Annotated in this window: 9 protein-coding genes and 2 tRNA genes; 2 read left to right on the top strand and 9 right to left on the bottom strand. The window is 70.7% G+C overall.

Going from position 1 to position 13,242, the window contains the following annotated elements:
- Window positions 1-41: 41 nt before the first annotated feature.
- The 5 genes from clpX to ACFWZ5_RS35625 all read right to left on the bottom strand — a co-directional run bounded on the left by clpX (window position 42) and on the right by ACFWZ5_RS35625 (window position 4,816).
- The gene (gene clpX / locus ACFWZ5_RS35645; RefSeq protein WP_030673850.1) at window positions 42-1,328 is read right to left on the bottom strand and encodes an ATP-dependent Clp protease ATP-binding subunit ClpX; all 1,287 of its coding nucleotides are present in this window, start codon (window positions 1,326-1,328) and stop codon (window positions 42-44) included.
- 190 nt (window positions 1,329-1,518) lie between these two features.
- On the bottom strand, window positions 1,519-2,190 hold the full coding sequence (locus tag ACFWZ5_RS35640) for an ATP-dependent Clp protease proteolytic subunit (protein WP_384804379.1): 672 nt from the start codon (window positions 2,188-2,190) through the stop codon (window positions 1,519-1,521).
- A gap of 56 nt (window positions 2,191-2,246) precedes the next feature.
- The gene (locus ACFWZ5_RS35635; protein WP_384804377.1) at window positions 2,247-2,852 is read right to left on the bottom strand and encodes an ATP-dependent Clp protease proteolytic subunit; all 606 of its coding nucleotides are present in this window, start codon (window positions 2,850-2,852) and stop codon (window positions 2,247-2,249) included.
- Window positions 2,853-3,158: 306 nt separating this feature from the next.
- On the bottom strand, window positions 3,159-4,550 hold the full coding sequence (gene tig, locus ACFWZ5_RS35630; RefSeq protein ID WP_384804375.1) for a trigger factor: 1,392 nt from the start codon (window positions 4,548-4,550) through the stop codon (window positions 3,159-3,161).
- A 189-nt stretch (window positions 4,551-4,739) separates the two neighbouring features.
- Window positions 4,740-4,816, bottom strand: a tRNA-Pro gene (locus ACFWZ5_RS35625).
- 187 nt (window positions 4,817-5,003) lie between these two features.
- Here ACFWZ5_RS35625 and ACFWZ5_RS35620 point away from each other — a divergent pair.
- Window positions 5,004-5,077 (top strand) — tRNA-Gly (locus tag ACFWZ5_RS35620).
- Between the two features lie 66 nt (window positions 5,078-5,143).
- On the opposite strand, the gene ACFWZ5_RS35615 is transcribed toward ACFWZ5_RS35620, so the two are convergent.
- Together ACFWZ5_RS35615 and ACFWZ5_RS35610 are read right to left on the bottom strand one after the other, a co-directional pair.
- Window positions 5,144-7,267 carry a PQQ-binding-like beta-propeller repeat protein gene (locus ACFWZ5_RS35615; RefSeq protein ID WP_384804373.1) on the bottom strand — a complete coding sequence of 708 codons (2,124 nt, stop codon included), beginning with the start codon at window positions 7,265-7,267 and terminating at the stop codon, window positions 5,144-5,146.
- A gap of 67 nt (window positions 7,268-7,334) precedes the next feature.
- Window positions 7,335-7,529: a hypothetical protein gene (locus ACFWZ5_RS35610; protein WP_384804371.1), complete on the bottom strand. Its 195-nt coding sequence runs from the start codon at window positions 7,527-7,529 to the stop codon at window positions 7,335-7,337.
- A 679-nt stretch (window positions 7,530-8,208) separates the two neighbouring features.
- Between ACFWZ5_RS35610 and ACFWZ5_RS35605 the strand changes: the two genes are divergently transcribed.
- Window positions 8,209-9,423 (top strand): acyltransferase family protein, encoded by a 1,215-nt coding sequence (locus tag ACFWZ5_RS35605; RefSeq protein ID WP_384804369.1) that lies wholly within the window; start codon window positions 8,209-8,211, stop codon window positions 9,421-9,423.
- A gap of 362 nt (window positions 9,424-9,785) precedes the next feature.
- On the opposite strand, the gene ACFWZ5_RS35600 is transcribed toward ACFWZ5_RS35605, so the two are convergent.
- On the bottom strand, window positions 9,786-12,221 hold the full coding sequence (locus tag ACFWZ5_RS35600) for an FtsX-like permease family protein (RefSeq protein ID WP_384891824.1): 2,436 nt from the start codon (window positions 12,219-12,221) through the stop codon (window positions 9,786-9,788).
- Window positions 12,218-13,060 (bottom strand): ABC transporter ATP-binding protein, encoded by an 843-nt coding sequence (locus tag ACFWZ5_RS35595; protein ID WP_384806991.1) that lies wholly within the window; start codon window positions 13,058-13,060, stop codon window positions 12,218-12,220. Before ACFWZ5_RS35595 ends, ACFWZ5_RS35600 begins: the two co-directional genes overlap by 4 nt.
- Between the last annotated feature and the right edge of the window lie 182 nt (window positions 13,061-13,242).

Below are 13,242 nucleotides of genomic sequence, written 5' to 3'. Positions count from 1 at the left end.
GTCAACTCGCCGGGCGCCCCTGACAGTTCAGCGGATCGGCGCTAGGCCGACTTCTGCTCCCCCGCACCCGGACCCCGCACCTCGCGCGGCACCAGCGTCGGGTTCACGTTCGAGTGGACGACGTCCGCCGTGATGACGACGCGGGCGACGTCCTTGCGGGACGGCACCTCGTACATCACCGACTGGAGGACCTCCTCCATGATGGCGCGCAGGCCGCGCGCGCCGGTCTGGCGCAGGATCGCCTGGTCGGCGATGGCCTCCAGCGCCTCGCGCTCGAAGTCCAGCTCCACACCGTCGAGTTCGAAGAGGCGCTGGTACTGCTTGACGAGGGCGTTGCGCGGCTCCACCAGGATCTGGAGGAGCGCCTCGCGGTCCAGGTTGTGCACGGACGTGATGACCGGGAGGCGGCCGATGAACTCCGGGATCATCCCGAACTTCACCAGGTCCTCCGGCATGATGTCCTCGAACTGGTCCTTCTCCTCCAGCTCCCGCTTGGAGCGGATGGTGGCGCCGAAGCCGATGCCCTTCGCGCCCGCCCGCGCTTCGATGATCTTCTCGAGGCCCGCGAAGGCGCCGCCCACGATGAACAGCACGTTCGTCGTGTCGATCTGGATGAACTCCTGGTGCGGGTGCTTGCGGCCGCCCTGCGGCGGGACCGAGGCCGTCGTGCCCTCCAGGATCTTGAGCAGGGCCTGCTGGACGCCTTCGCCCGATACGTCGCGCGTGATCGAGGGATTTTCGCTCTTGCGGGCGACCTTGTCGATCTCGTCGATGTAGATGATGCCCGTCTCGGCCTTCTTGACGTCGTAGTCGGCGGCCTGGATGAGCTTGAGGAGGATGTTCTCCACGTCCTCGCCCACGTACCCCGCCTCGGTGAGGGCGGTGGCGTCCGCGATGGCGAAGGGGACGTTCAGCATGCGGGCGAGCGTCTGGGCGAGGAGCGTCTTGCCCGAGCCGGTCGGGCCGAGCAGCAGGATGTTGGACTTGGCGAGCTCGATGGCGTCCTCGCGGCCCTGCGCGCCGCCGTTCTCCCCGGCCTGGACGCGCTTGTAGTGGTTGTACACCGCTACGGAGAGGGCCTTCTTGGCCGGCTCCTGGCCGACCACATAGCCCTCGAGGAACTCGTAGATCTCGCGGGGCTTGGGCAGCTCTTCCCAGCGGACCTCGCTCGTCTCGGCGAGCTCTTCCTCGATGATCTCGTTGCAGAGATCGATGCACTCGTCGCAGATGTACACGCCGGGGCCTGCGATGAGCTTCTTGACCTGCTTCTGGCTCTTTCCGCAGAACGAGCACTTGAGCAGATCGCCGCCGTCACCGATGCGTGCCACGGTGTGCTTCCCCTTCGCCTGGGAGACGCCGTTGGTCCAGCGGCTCCTGGTGCCTTGTATCCGACGGTACCTTGCCTGGCCCCCCGTTCGGGCCCCCCTTGGCGCGGTTCGCTTCTACGCGAAACTACGCGGATCCACACGGACCGCGCCAAGGAGCGGGCAGATGGTGCTGCGGTTGTCCGGACGTCGCTCAGGCGACCGCGGAGTTGTTCATCTTGCGGGTGGAGATGATCTGGTCGATCAGGCCGTACGCCAGCGCGTCCTCGGCGGTGAGGATCTTGTCGCGCTCGATGTCCTCGCGGATCTTCTCGATCGGCGTGGTGGAGTGCTTGGCCAGCATCTCCTCCAGCTGCGTACGCATGCGCAGGATCTCGTTGGCCGCGATCTCCAGGTCGGAGAGCTGCTCACGGCCCGTACCGCCCGAGGGCTGGTGGATCAGGACGCGGGCGTTCGGCAGGGCCATGCGCTTGCCGGGGGTGCCCGCGGCGAGCAGCACGGCGGCCGCGGAGGACGCCTGGCCCATGCAGACCGTCTGGATGTCCGGCTTCACGAACTGCATCGTGTCGTAGATCGCCGTGAGGGCGGTGAAGGAGCCGCCCGGGCTGTTGATGTAGACCGAGATGTCCCGGTCGGGGTCCATCGACTCCAGGCACAGGAGCTGCGCCATGACGTCGTTGGCGGAGGCGTCGTCGATCTGGACGCCGAGGAAGATCACGCGCTCCTCGAAGAGCTTCGCGTACGGGTCGTACTCGCGCACGCCCTGCGAGGTGCGCTCGACGAAGCGCGGGATCACGTAACGGTTGTCCACCTGGGGGCCGGTGTGCAGGCCGGTGGCCTTTCCGCTGACGGGGAAGCTGTTCATCTGAGGTGTTCCGTCCTGGTGATGATCGTGGGCTTGATCGGCTGGGGCGGGCCTGGTCAGGCGCCCGTGCCGCCGCCGCCCGGAACACCGGAAGCGGCGCTGATGATCTCGTCGATGAGGCCGTACTCCTTGGCCTCCTCGGTGGTGAACCAGCGGTCGCGGTCACCGTCGCGGATGATCGCCTCGACCGTCTGGCCGGAGTGGCGCGCGGTGATCTCGGCCATGCGCTGCTTGGTGCGCAGCAGGTACTCGGCCTGGATCTTGACGTCCGAGGCCGTACCGCCGATGCCCGCGGAGCCCTGGTGCATCAGGATGTCCGTGTGCGGCAGGGCGAAGCGCTTGCCGGCCGTGCCGCCGGTCAGCAGGAACTGGCCCATGGAGGCGGCCATGCCCATGCCGATGGTGACCACGTCGTTCGGGATGTACTGCATGGTGTCGTAGATCGCCATGCCGGCGGTCACCGAGCCGCCCGGGCTGTTGATGTAGAGGTAGATGTCCTTCGTCGGGTCCGCCGCGAGGAGGAGCATCTGCGCCGTGATCTTGTTCGCGATGTCGTCGTCGACCTGCTGGCCGAGGAAGACGATGCGTTCGCCGAGCAGCCGGTTGTACACATGGTCGCCGAGGCCACCACCGATGGACGGCTCACCGGCTGCGTTAGGCATCAGATTCGTCACGTATCCACCTGCTCGTCTCTGACGGCACCGGCCGTCTCAGCATCTTCGTTCTGAGGGCAACGACTCCACTGCCCCCGTATCCATGGACCCTAACGCGCGGCTCCCTTCGGGGAATCCCGCATGGGCAACTGTTCGCTGTGAGCGCAGGTGCAGGTCGGGCCCCGAAGGGGCGCGGGGAACTGCGCGCCCAGCCACGATGCAGCGGCACCCGCCGACGCACCCGGCGTGGCAGGCACTGGGGCGCGAAGGGCCCCCGGGACAGTGTCCCGGGGGCCCTTCGCTACAGCGCGGAGATCAGCTCTCGGCCTTGTCCTCGTCCGCCTTGGCGGAGTCGGCGGCCTCGGCCTGCTCACCCTCGGCGGAGTCGGCCTCGTCCTCGTCCTCGAGGTCGACGACCTCACCGTTGGTGTCCTTGACCGTGGCGGCCTCGACGACGACCGCGAGGGCCTTGCCGCGGGCGACCTCGCCGACGAGCATCGGCACCTGGCCGCCCTCGACGACGGCCTGGGCGAACTGGTCGGGGCTCATGCCGGAGGACTGGGCGCGACGCATGAGGTGCTCGGTGAGCTCCTCCTGGTTCACGTTCAGCTTCTCCTTGTTGACCAGCTCGTCGAGGACGAACTGGGTCTTGATGCCCTTGACCGCCTGCTCGCGGGTCTCGGTGTCGAACTCTTCCTCGGTCTTGCCCTGGATCTCCAGGTACTTCGCGAGGTCGAGGCCCATCTGGCCGAGCTGGTGGTGCTCCAGGTTGTGCTTGCGGGTGCGGATCTCGTCCTCGAGCAGCTTCTCGGGGACGGGCACCTCGACGAGCTCGAGGAGCTTCTCCAGGACGCGCTCCTGGGCCTGGGTGGCCTGGTCGAACTGGCGGGCCGTCTCCAGGCGCTTGCGGCTGTCGGCCTTCAGCTCGTCCAGGGTGTCGAACTCGGACGCCAGCTGGGCGAAGTCGTCGTCGAGCTCCGGCAGCTCGCGCTTGGCGACCTGGGTGACCTTGACGGTGACCTCGGACTCCTTGCCGGCCGCCGAGCCGCCCTTGAGCTCGGAGGTGAAGGTGGCCTCGCCACCGGCCTCCAGGCCCTTCACGGCGTCGTCGATGCCCTCGAGGAGCTCGCCGGAGCCGATGGTGTAGGAGACGCCGGAGGCGACGCCGTCCTCGAGGACCTCGCCGTCGACCTTGGCCTCCAGGTCGATCGTCACGACGTCGCCGTCCTCGGCGGCGCGCTCGACCGGCGCGGTGGACGCGAAGCGGCCCCGCAGGTCCTCGACGGCCTTGTCGACGTCCTCGTCGGAGACCTCGACGGCGTCGACCTCGACCTCGATGCCGGAGTAGTCCGGGATCTCGATGGTCGGGCGGACGTCGACCTCAGCGGTGAAGTTGAGGGTCTCGTTGTCCTTCAGCTCGGTGATGTCCACCTCGGGCTGGCCGAGGACGTTGAGCTCCGCCTCGTTGACCGCCTCCGTGTAGAACTTCGGGAGGGCGTCGTTGACGGCCTCCTCCAGCACAGCACCGCGGCCGAACCGCTGGTCGATGACGCGGGCCGGGATCTTGCCCTTGCGGAAGCCCTTCACCGTGACCTGCTGGTTGATCTTCTTGTACGCCGCGTCGAGGCTGTCCTTGAGCTCCTCGAAGGGCACCTCGACAGTGAGCCGAACCCGGGTCGGGTTCAGGGTCTCCACGGCGCTCTTCACGGTTCGGTCTCCTTGGTGGGCTGACTGCTGGGTTTCTGCCCGGTTGAGAGACACACGGGCACACAGCTTGCATAGTAACGGCACGTGGAAGCCGAGCCACAATGCGATCTTGAAAGAAAGACGGACCGCGCGGCGCGTACGGACGGACCTCCCGCCGGGAAACCGGTCACAGGGCGGGAGGAACCCTGCTGGTCGGGGTGGCGGGATTTGAACCCACGGCCTTCCGCTCCCAAAGCGGACGCGCTACCAAGCTGCGCCACACCCCGTCGGTGCGACACGTAGGGTACATGCCCGCAGGCAGTGCGGCGCCCTGGTTCCGCGGGGAGCTCCGGGGAGCGCGAGGGGCGCGAGCGGGGCGCGGGGGAAGGGGTGTGCGGATGGGCGCTCCGACCCGCTACGATGCATGCCGTGCCGCGCTCGCCGACCTGCGGGTCGGGTCGCTGCGCGAGCTGTGCGGGCGTAGCTCAATGGTAGAGCCCTAGTCTTCCAAACTAGCTACGCGGGTTCGATTCCCGTCGCCCGCTCCATGGCCTCCGGCCCGGTGTGCAGGTTCGCTCCTGCTACCCCGGGCCGGGGGCTTTTTAGTGCGCCTTCTACGGGTTCCGTACGTCGATGCTGTACACGGAGCGGATGCCGTACGGGACGTAGAGGGCGTCGCCGACGAGGGTCAAGGGGGCGCCGGAGTCCGCTTCGGAGGTGCGGCCCGCGCTAGAGCTGCGCGCAGGGCGGGCCCATACCTCCTTGCCTGTCTTGCGGTCGAGCGCCGCAATGCGGCCGCTCGGTGAGGCGAGGTAGATGCGCGACCCGGTGACCAGCGGTGGACCGGGGCGTTCCACCGTGGAGTTCCTGAGCCACTTCCCGCGGCCCGTGACCGGGTCGACGGCCGTGATGTCGCCATTGGGGTACGTGAAGTAGAGCGTGTCCCGACCGATCGTGAGCGTTGCCTCGGTCGGCTGGGGGCGGGCGAGAGGCCTCTGCCTCGCCTTCCAGGTGCCCACTTCGATCGTGGTGATCCGGTGATTCTTCGCCGTGTCGGCTTCGGTGGTGAACACAAGGCGTCCACCGGCCTGCCCCACGAAAGTCAGCTTGCCCCCTACTGTGACCTCCCAGCTCGGCTCCCCTCCGGAGGGATCGATGCCGATGACACGAGTCGCATAGACGCGGTCCGTGTCGCGTGCGGGACAGACGAGATAGCCCTGTCCCTTGTCGCCCCGTATCCGGCAGTCCGCCGAGGGGAGTCGGCGCACCCAGAGGGAATTGCCCCGGTCGGCATCCAGCAGGGTGTACTTGTCCCCTTTGGGTCCGAAGGCGGTAAGGATGCCGTCGTCCACCTGCACCGCGCCGCCCTTGTACGCGTCGGGGGCCGGGGCGGAGGCCTCTGCGCCCCGTTGCGTCGGGGCGGTCCAGATGACAGCGCCCGTCCGGGCTTCGAGCGCCTGTATCGCGTAGTCCTCGACGGGAGGAGAACCCTTTCGCTGGGACTGGGTGTTGCGGTAGACGAAAACGCGGTCGTCCGTCGCACCGAGGACATGCCCCTCCGCGTTCGCCCAGTCCGCAGGCCCCTGGTTGACCCGCTGACTCCAAGCGACCTCACCCGTGGCCAGTGAGAACCTCGCCGCCTTGACGTCGTCGCCCGCACACACGAGTCCACCACGGACGGCGACGCAGCCACTGAAAGCCCCGTCCTCCCTCTCCGGGTCGCTCGGGGTCCTCGCCTGCCAGGCGCGCCACCCATCGGGCAGGTTGCCGGGCCCCTCCCCCGTCAGCCACAGCACAAGACCTGCGGCTACGCCCGCCAGCAACGCGCCCGCGGCTCCGGCAATCACGAATCTGCGGGGGCGTGGGCGCGCGGGTGACGGGGCGGTGGGCGGCGGGCTCTCGCAGTCCTGTGGCCGGGCGGGTGACAGCGGCTCACCTCCGAGCAACGCCAGGAGTTCGTCCGGTGTCGGGCGGGACTTGGGGTGTTTGGTCAGGCACTGTTCGACGAACGGGCGTAACTCGGGGGGTACGCCCGAGAGTTCGGGGGTGCCCTCGACCACGCGGGTGGCCGTCTCGTACGGGGAGGCGTCGTCGAAGGGGCCGCGGCCCGTCGCCGCGTACGTGAGGATCGCGCCCAGGGAGAAGACGTCGGACGCGGGGCCCACCTCGCGGGGGGACGTGAGCTGTTCCGGGGACATGTAGGGCGGGGTGCCCATGACGCGGCCGGTCTGGGTGAGGGGGTCGCCCGCCAGGGCCTCCGCGGCGCGGGAGACGCCGAAGTCGATGACGCGGGGGCCGTCCTCGGCCAGCATCACGTTGGCCGGTTTCAGGTCGCGGTGGACGACACCGACGCGGTGGATGTCGCGGAGGGCCTCGGTGAGCCCGGCGGCGAGCTCGCGGAGGCGGGGCAGGGGCAGCGGGCCCTCGCGGCGCACGTACGCGCCCAGGGTCTCGCCGGGGATGTAGAGCGTGGCCATCCAGGGCCGCGGCGCACCCGCGTCGGCGTCCACGACGGGCGCCGTGAACGCCCCGCTGACCTGCCGGGCGGCCTCGACCTCGCGGCGGAAACGAATGCGGAATTCCTCGTCGTCGGCGTACTGCCCGTGCACGACCTTGACCGCGAGGCGGCGCCCCGACGGGGAGCGCGCGAGATAGACGACGCCCATGCCACCGGAGCCGAGGCGGTCCTCGATCGGGTACCCGCCGATGTCCCCGGGATCGGTTTCCCGCAGCGCCACCGCCCTGAGCCCCCCAAGCGTCGCCGTGGCCCGTCGTCGGCCCCCGTGTCCCCCGGGGCCCGACCGGTCAGAACTGTATGTCGCCGACGGTCTCCGCCAGGGAGTTGAGGAGCTCTTGGATGTCGTCGGCCATTCCCGTCGAGGCGAGGGTGAAGCCGAAAGTCGCCGCGACGATGGCCGGCCACACCTTGATGTTTCCCTGACGCACCATCATGACGAGAACGATCGCCAACAGAAGCACCACTGACAGCTGAATGGCCACAACTGATCACACCCTCGGTCGGTCACTCTCCCGCCCGGAGACGTACGATCCCGCACACCCCCGCCAGGACCATCGTGCCACCAACACGACCGCGCTATGCGGCCGGTGACACATCGTCGGCCAAGCGATGACCTGTGACGCACCCTTCCCGCCCGCCGCGCGCGCCCCGGCGGCGGGCCCGCCGCGGCCGAACCGCCGCCACCCGTACGGGAATTCGAGCGTTCCGCCGAACGGCGAATTCGACTTGATCGTTTCCATGGCCAGCCATCGTCCGGTCACGCGTGCACAAAGGCGCCCGCACAAGCCGTCCACGGGAATTCGCCCGGTCACCCGCGGCACATCACACGGAGTCCCATAACGCACCACCATCCGAACAACCGGACATTTCACCAGAGTCGCCTGCGGGCGTTATGCACGATTTAAGCGGTACGAGATATGACGTACCGGACAGTTATCCATCGCGCCCCAGGGGTACTCGCGACACAAATGCAGGAATCCGACGAAAGGCCGCCCGGGCGCGGCGGGCGAACACGCGGGGGCTGAATACGGTGAATGAGCCGAGGGTTTTACGGGAACACCGCCGCGACGCTAGGGTGCCCCAGATGTTCCACGCTGCCATGACCCCCGCAGGCGCAGTGCGGTCCCGGATCGTCTCACCGAGCTCTTGGTGGGAGGGCCTGTGACGAACTCCGTTCAACCGCATGGTCGGCACCGGGCTCCGCTGCCCCCCGTACGGGAGACAGCGACCACACCCCCCGGCCCGCGCGCCCCCCAGTCCCCCACGACCGCCGCCCCCGCCCGCCGCGCGGCCGACGCCCCCACCCACCGCCGCGCCCACGCCGGCGAGCCCGCCAAGCAGCGGGACGCGTTCTTCGACAACGCCAAGTACCTGGCGATCGTGCTCGTCGCGATGGCCCACGCGTGGGAGCCGCTGACGGATCACAGCCGTACCGCGGAAGCGCTGTACATGGCCGTCTACACCTTCCACATGCCGGCGTTCATCCTGATCTCCGGCTACTTCTCGCGCAGCTTCGACATGCGGCCCGACCGGCTCAAGCGGCTCGTGACCGGTGTCGCCGTGCCGTACGTCCTCTTCGAGGTCGCCTACACCTTCTTCAAGCGGTGGGCCGACGACGATCCGACGCAGCCGATCAGCCTGCTCGACCCCTGGTACCTCACCTGGTTCCTGATCGCCCTGTTCGTGTGGCGGCTCACGACGCCGCTGTGGAAGATCGTGCGCTGGCCGGTGCCGCTCTCCCTGTGCGTCGCCGTGCTCGCCGTGATCTCGCCCGACATCGGCGACGACCTCGACCTCCAGCGGGTCCTGCAGTTCATGCCGTTCTTCGTCCTCGGTCTGTTCATCAAGCCCGAGCACTTCCAGCTCGTGCGGCGGCGCGAGGTGCGGATCCTGTCCGTGCCGGTCTTCGCCTGCGCGGTGGCGCTCGCGTACTGGGCGGCGCCGCGGATGACGTCCGTCTGGTTCTACCGGCGGGAGAGCGCGCAGGAGCTGGGCGTGCCGTGGTGGGTCGGCGTCGTCATGACGATCGCCCTCTTCGGCTGTTCGGTGCTGCTCACCGCGTGCTTCTTCGCGTGGGTGCCGCGGCGCCGGATGTGGTTCACCGTCCTCGGTGCGGGGACGCTGTACGGCTATCTGCTGCACGGGTTCCTGGCGAAGGGGTCCCGGTTCTGGGGCTGGTTCGAGGACTACGCGTGGCTGCACCGGCCCGCGGGTGAGGTGTTCGTGTCGCTCGTGGCCGCGGGTGTGGTGACCGCGCTGTGTACGCCGCCGGTGCGGCGGGTGTTCCGCTTCGCGATGGAGCCGACCATGGCGTGGGCCTTTCGCCGGGACGCGGTGGCGGTGGCCCGGGAGCGGGAGTCCGCCTCCGCGCGGTGACGGTGCCCGTCCGGATGCGGCGGCAGCCCTTCCCGCCGCTCCGCGGCGGTTCTCTCCCACCCACCCGCCCGTAACTCTCGTCCCCGGCGCACCGCCACGGCGCGACTGTCGTCCCTGGCGCACCCGCCGCGGCGTGACGCTCGCCCGCAGCGCACCCGCCCCACATGCGGCCCGCAGCCGCCAACGGCGGGTGCGCCCCGCCGGGGGCGCTCCCCCGTGGTCGAGTGGAAACGGGTGGGCGGGTGGGAGAAATCTTGTAGCCGCAGCCGCCGACGGCGGGGACAGCCCGCCGGGGGCGCTCCCCCGTGGTCGAGTGGAAACGGGCGGGCGGGTGGGAGAAGACCCATAGCCGGGGCCCCGGGCTAGTCCGACGTCAGCGCCGCCCGCGCAGGGAGCGTCGCCGCCAGGAGGCCCAGGACCACGGCCGAGCCCGCGAACGCCGCGTACAGCAGCGGAGGGATGTACGGGGATTCGCCGGTGAGCCCCTTCATCATCGGGACGAGCGTGGCGAGCGCGATGGCCGTACCGATGATCACGCCCGCGCAGGTCACGAGCAGCGCCTCCCAGCGGATCATCCGCATCACCTGGCGGCGCGTCGAACCGATCAGGCGCAGCGTGCCGAGCTCACCGCGCCGGTCGAGGACCGTCATCACGAGGGTGTTGACGGCGGCGACGGCAGCGAAGCCGCCGAGCACGGCCGCCATGACGCCGTTGGCCCAGGCGTTGACCTCGCGGTCGACGGACTGCGCGGCGGTGTAGCCGTCGCGGTCGTTGACGGTTCCGAGGGGCTTCAGGGCGGACGCCGTGCCGCCCTTGGTCCAGATCTCCGTGGCGAAGGCCGACGTGACGTGCCGCCGCACGTCGGCGGCGGGCAGCGTCACCTGGGACAGGCCGAGGCCGCGCCCGTACGTCGCCACGACGGTCGGCCGCGCCTTGGTGCCGTCGGGCAGGCGCACGTCGACGCGGTCGCCGGTCTCCACGTGGGCGGAGCGGGCGAGGGCCGCGTCGAGCGCGATCTGGCCCTTGTGGAGGGTCAGTTCACCGGTCTTCACCTTGAGGTCCTGCACCCCGGCGAGGTCCGCGCCGGTCCCCGTGACGCCCTGCGCGCTCGCCGACTGGAGATAGCGGTCGCCGCCCGAGCCCGTCGGGATCAGCACGGAGGTCTTCGTCAGGCCGACGGCGGAGGTGACGCCGGGCGCCCGCGCGGCCCGGTCCACGGCGGCAGCGCCGAAGCCCCCGTCCGAGGTGACGATGTGGTCGGCGGTGATGCCGTCCCGCTGCTGGTCGGCGGCCACCTTCTCCTCGCTGGTGTGCATGAAGACGAGCGTGGACGCGAACGCCATCGCGAGCACGATCGGGGTGATGGCGGAGGCCAGACGGCGGGCGTTCGAACGGGAGTTGGCGGCCGCGAGGGACGCGGCGGCGCCCGCGCCGCGCAGCGGCAGGCCGAACAGGCCGGCGCACAGGCGCGCCACCAGCGGGCCGAGCAGCGCCACGGCCAGCATGAACAGCATGACCACGCCGAGCGCCGCGTTCGCCGCGTCCTCGCCGCTCGACGTGGCGGCGAGCCGGGAGCAGACGATGCCGCCGACGACCGCGCCGATGCCCAGCGGCGTACGGATCCAGCCCGGCCGCAGGCGTTCCACGGAGGCCTCGCTGAGGGCCTGGCCCGGCTTGATGCGGGAGGGGCGGCGCGCGGCCATGTACCCGGCGAGGAGGGCCGTGACGACGGCCGTTCCTGCCGCTGTGAGCAGCGGGATCCAGGACACCGACAGGTCGACGGCGTCCGGGATCGCCCCCTTGTCCTTGAGCTGGCCGAACCACCAGCTCGCCAGGGCGATGCCGGGCAGGCAGCCGACGACGCCCGCGACCGGCGCGACGATCAGGGCCTCGGTGGCGATGGAGCGACGGACCTGGCGCGGTGTCGTACCGATGGCGCGGAGCAGCGCGAACTCGCGGGCGCGCTGCCCGACGGAGAGCGCGACGGTGCCCGCGGCGGTGAAGACGGCGACCGTCGCGGCGATGCCGCCGAAGGAGCCGCCGATTCCGGAGAGCATCTCCTTGGCCTCGGCGAGCGAGGGGTTCTCGACGCCGCCGCGGCCCTTGCCCGCGTACACCTCGGCCTTGCCGTCGAGCGCCTTCGCCACCTGGGACTTGAGCGCGCCGTCGGTCACGCCGTCCTTCGGCAGGACGGCGACGGCGTCGACGCGGCCCGGGTGCCCGGACAGGCGTACGGCGTCGGCGTCGGCGAACCACGCGGTCGGCGCGGTGCCCGCCGTCGTACCGGACACGCGGAAGGCGCGCGGGCCGTCCGCGGTGGTGAGCGTGACGCGCTCGCCGACGCGGGCCTTCGTCCCGGCGAGGACCACGTCGCCCGCGGCGGGCGCGCGGCCCGCGGTCAGCTTGTCGCCGGTGAACGCGGTGGAGCCCCAGCCGTGCGCGGTGAGGGCGGCGCCGCCCTGCCCGACCGGGAAGGTGACGTCCGCGACGGCCGTCCGCGCGCCGGGCACCGCGGCCGCCTTCGCGACGAGGCCGGCGTCCAGGCGCGCCCGGTCGGGGACCTGCTCGGTCGTCGCGTTGTCGCCGCTGCCGAAGTGGACCTGCTGGTCGGCGGCGGCCACGACGGGGGCGCCTGCGTACCGGTCGGGCGGCACGGAGGCGCGCAGGCCGGTCTCCAGGAGGATGCCGCACGCCGAGACGATCAGGGACGCCATCATGAGCGCCACGAACGTGCCCACGAACGCGGCGGGCTTGAAGCGGACGGCCGCGCGGGCCAGTCCGTTGGGTACGAAGCTCATGCCGCCGCTCCCGCTCCGGCTCGGGCGAAGGACGGGGCGGTCAGGGCCGTCAGGCGGTCGCCGATCTGCGCGGCCGACGCCCGCTCCAGGCGGTCGACGATCGCGCCGTCCGCGAGGAACAGCGTGCGGTCCGCGTACGCGGCGGCGCCCGGGTCGTGCGTGACCATCACGACGGTGGCGCCCATGCCGTCGACGGCGGAGCGCAGCAGGCCCAGGATCTCGGCGGCCGTGGTCGTGTCGAGGGCGCCCGTCGGCTCGTCGGCGAACACCACGTCCGGCGAGGTGACCAGGGCGCGGGCGATGGCCACGCGCTGCTGCTGGCCGCCCGAGAGCTGGCCGGGGCGGCGCCTGCCCTTGTCGCCGAGGCCGACGCGGGCCAGGACCTCGGCGGCCCTGCGGTGGTCGGGGCGGTGGCCCGCGAGGCGCATCGGGAGCAGGACGTTCTGCTCGACCGTGAGCGACGGGAGCAGGTTGAAGGCCTGGAAGACGAAGCCCAGGCGGGTGCGGCGCAGGGCCGTCAGCTTGTTCTCGCCCATGCCGGTGATCTCCGTGCCGCCGAGGCGGACCGTGCCCGCGGTGGGGCGGTCCAGGCCGGCCGCGCACTGCAGGAATGTGGACTTGCCGGAGCCCGAGGGGCCCATCACGGCGGTGAAGGTGCCGCGGGGCAGGGCCAGGTCGATGCCGCGCAGGGCGTGTACGGCGGATGCGCCGCGGCCGTACTGGCGGCGGACGTCGCGCAGCTCCACGGCCCACTCCTGGCCGGGGGCCCACTCCTGGCCGGGGGCCTGCTGCCGGGCGGGAGCCGTCTCGTCCCGGTGCTTCTTCTTGCGCAGCCCCATGGCCTGTCCAGCCCTTCCGTAGTCGTGTGTGTGCTTGATGCATCGAACCTACGGATTCCGGGGTGGAGCGAGCCATGAGGCGGACCGGCGGATCGGGGGTGGGGGAAACCCCACCGTGGACACGTCGCGGGCCCTGCCGGGGGCTCCCCAATCCCGCCCCTTCCCGAACTGGGGCTCCGCCC

This window comes from Streptomyces sp. NPDC059003 (assembly GCF_042740445.1).
In the GTDB taxonomy this organism is placed as follows: domain Bacteria; phylum Actinomycetota; class Actinomycetes; order Streptomycetales; family Streptomycetaceae; genus Streptomyces.
The sequence above is the reverse complement of the archived record's forward strand: the minus strand, read 5'-3'. Positions and strand labels throughout refer to the sequence as shown.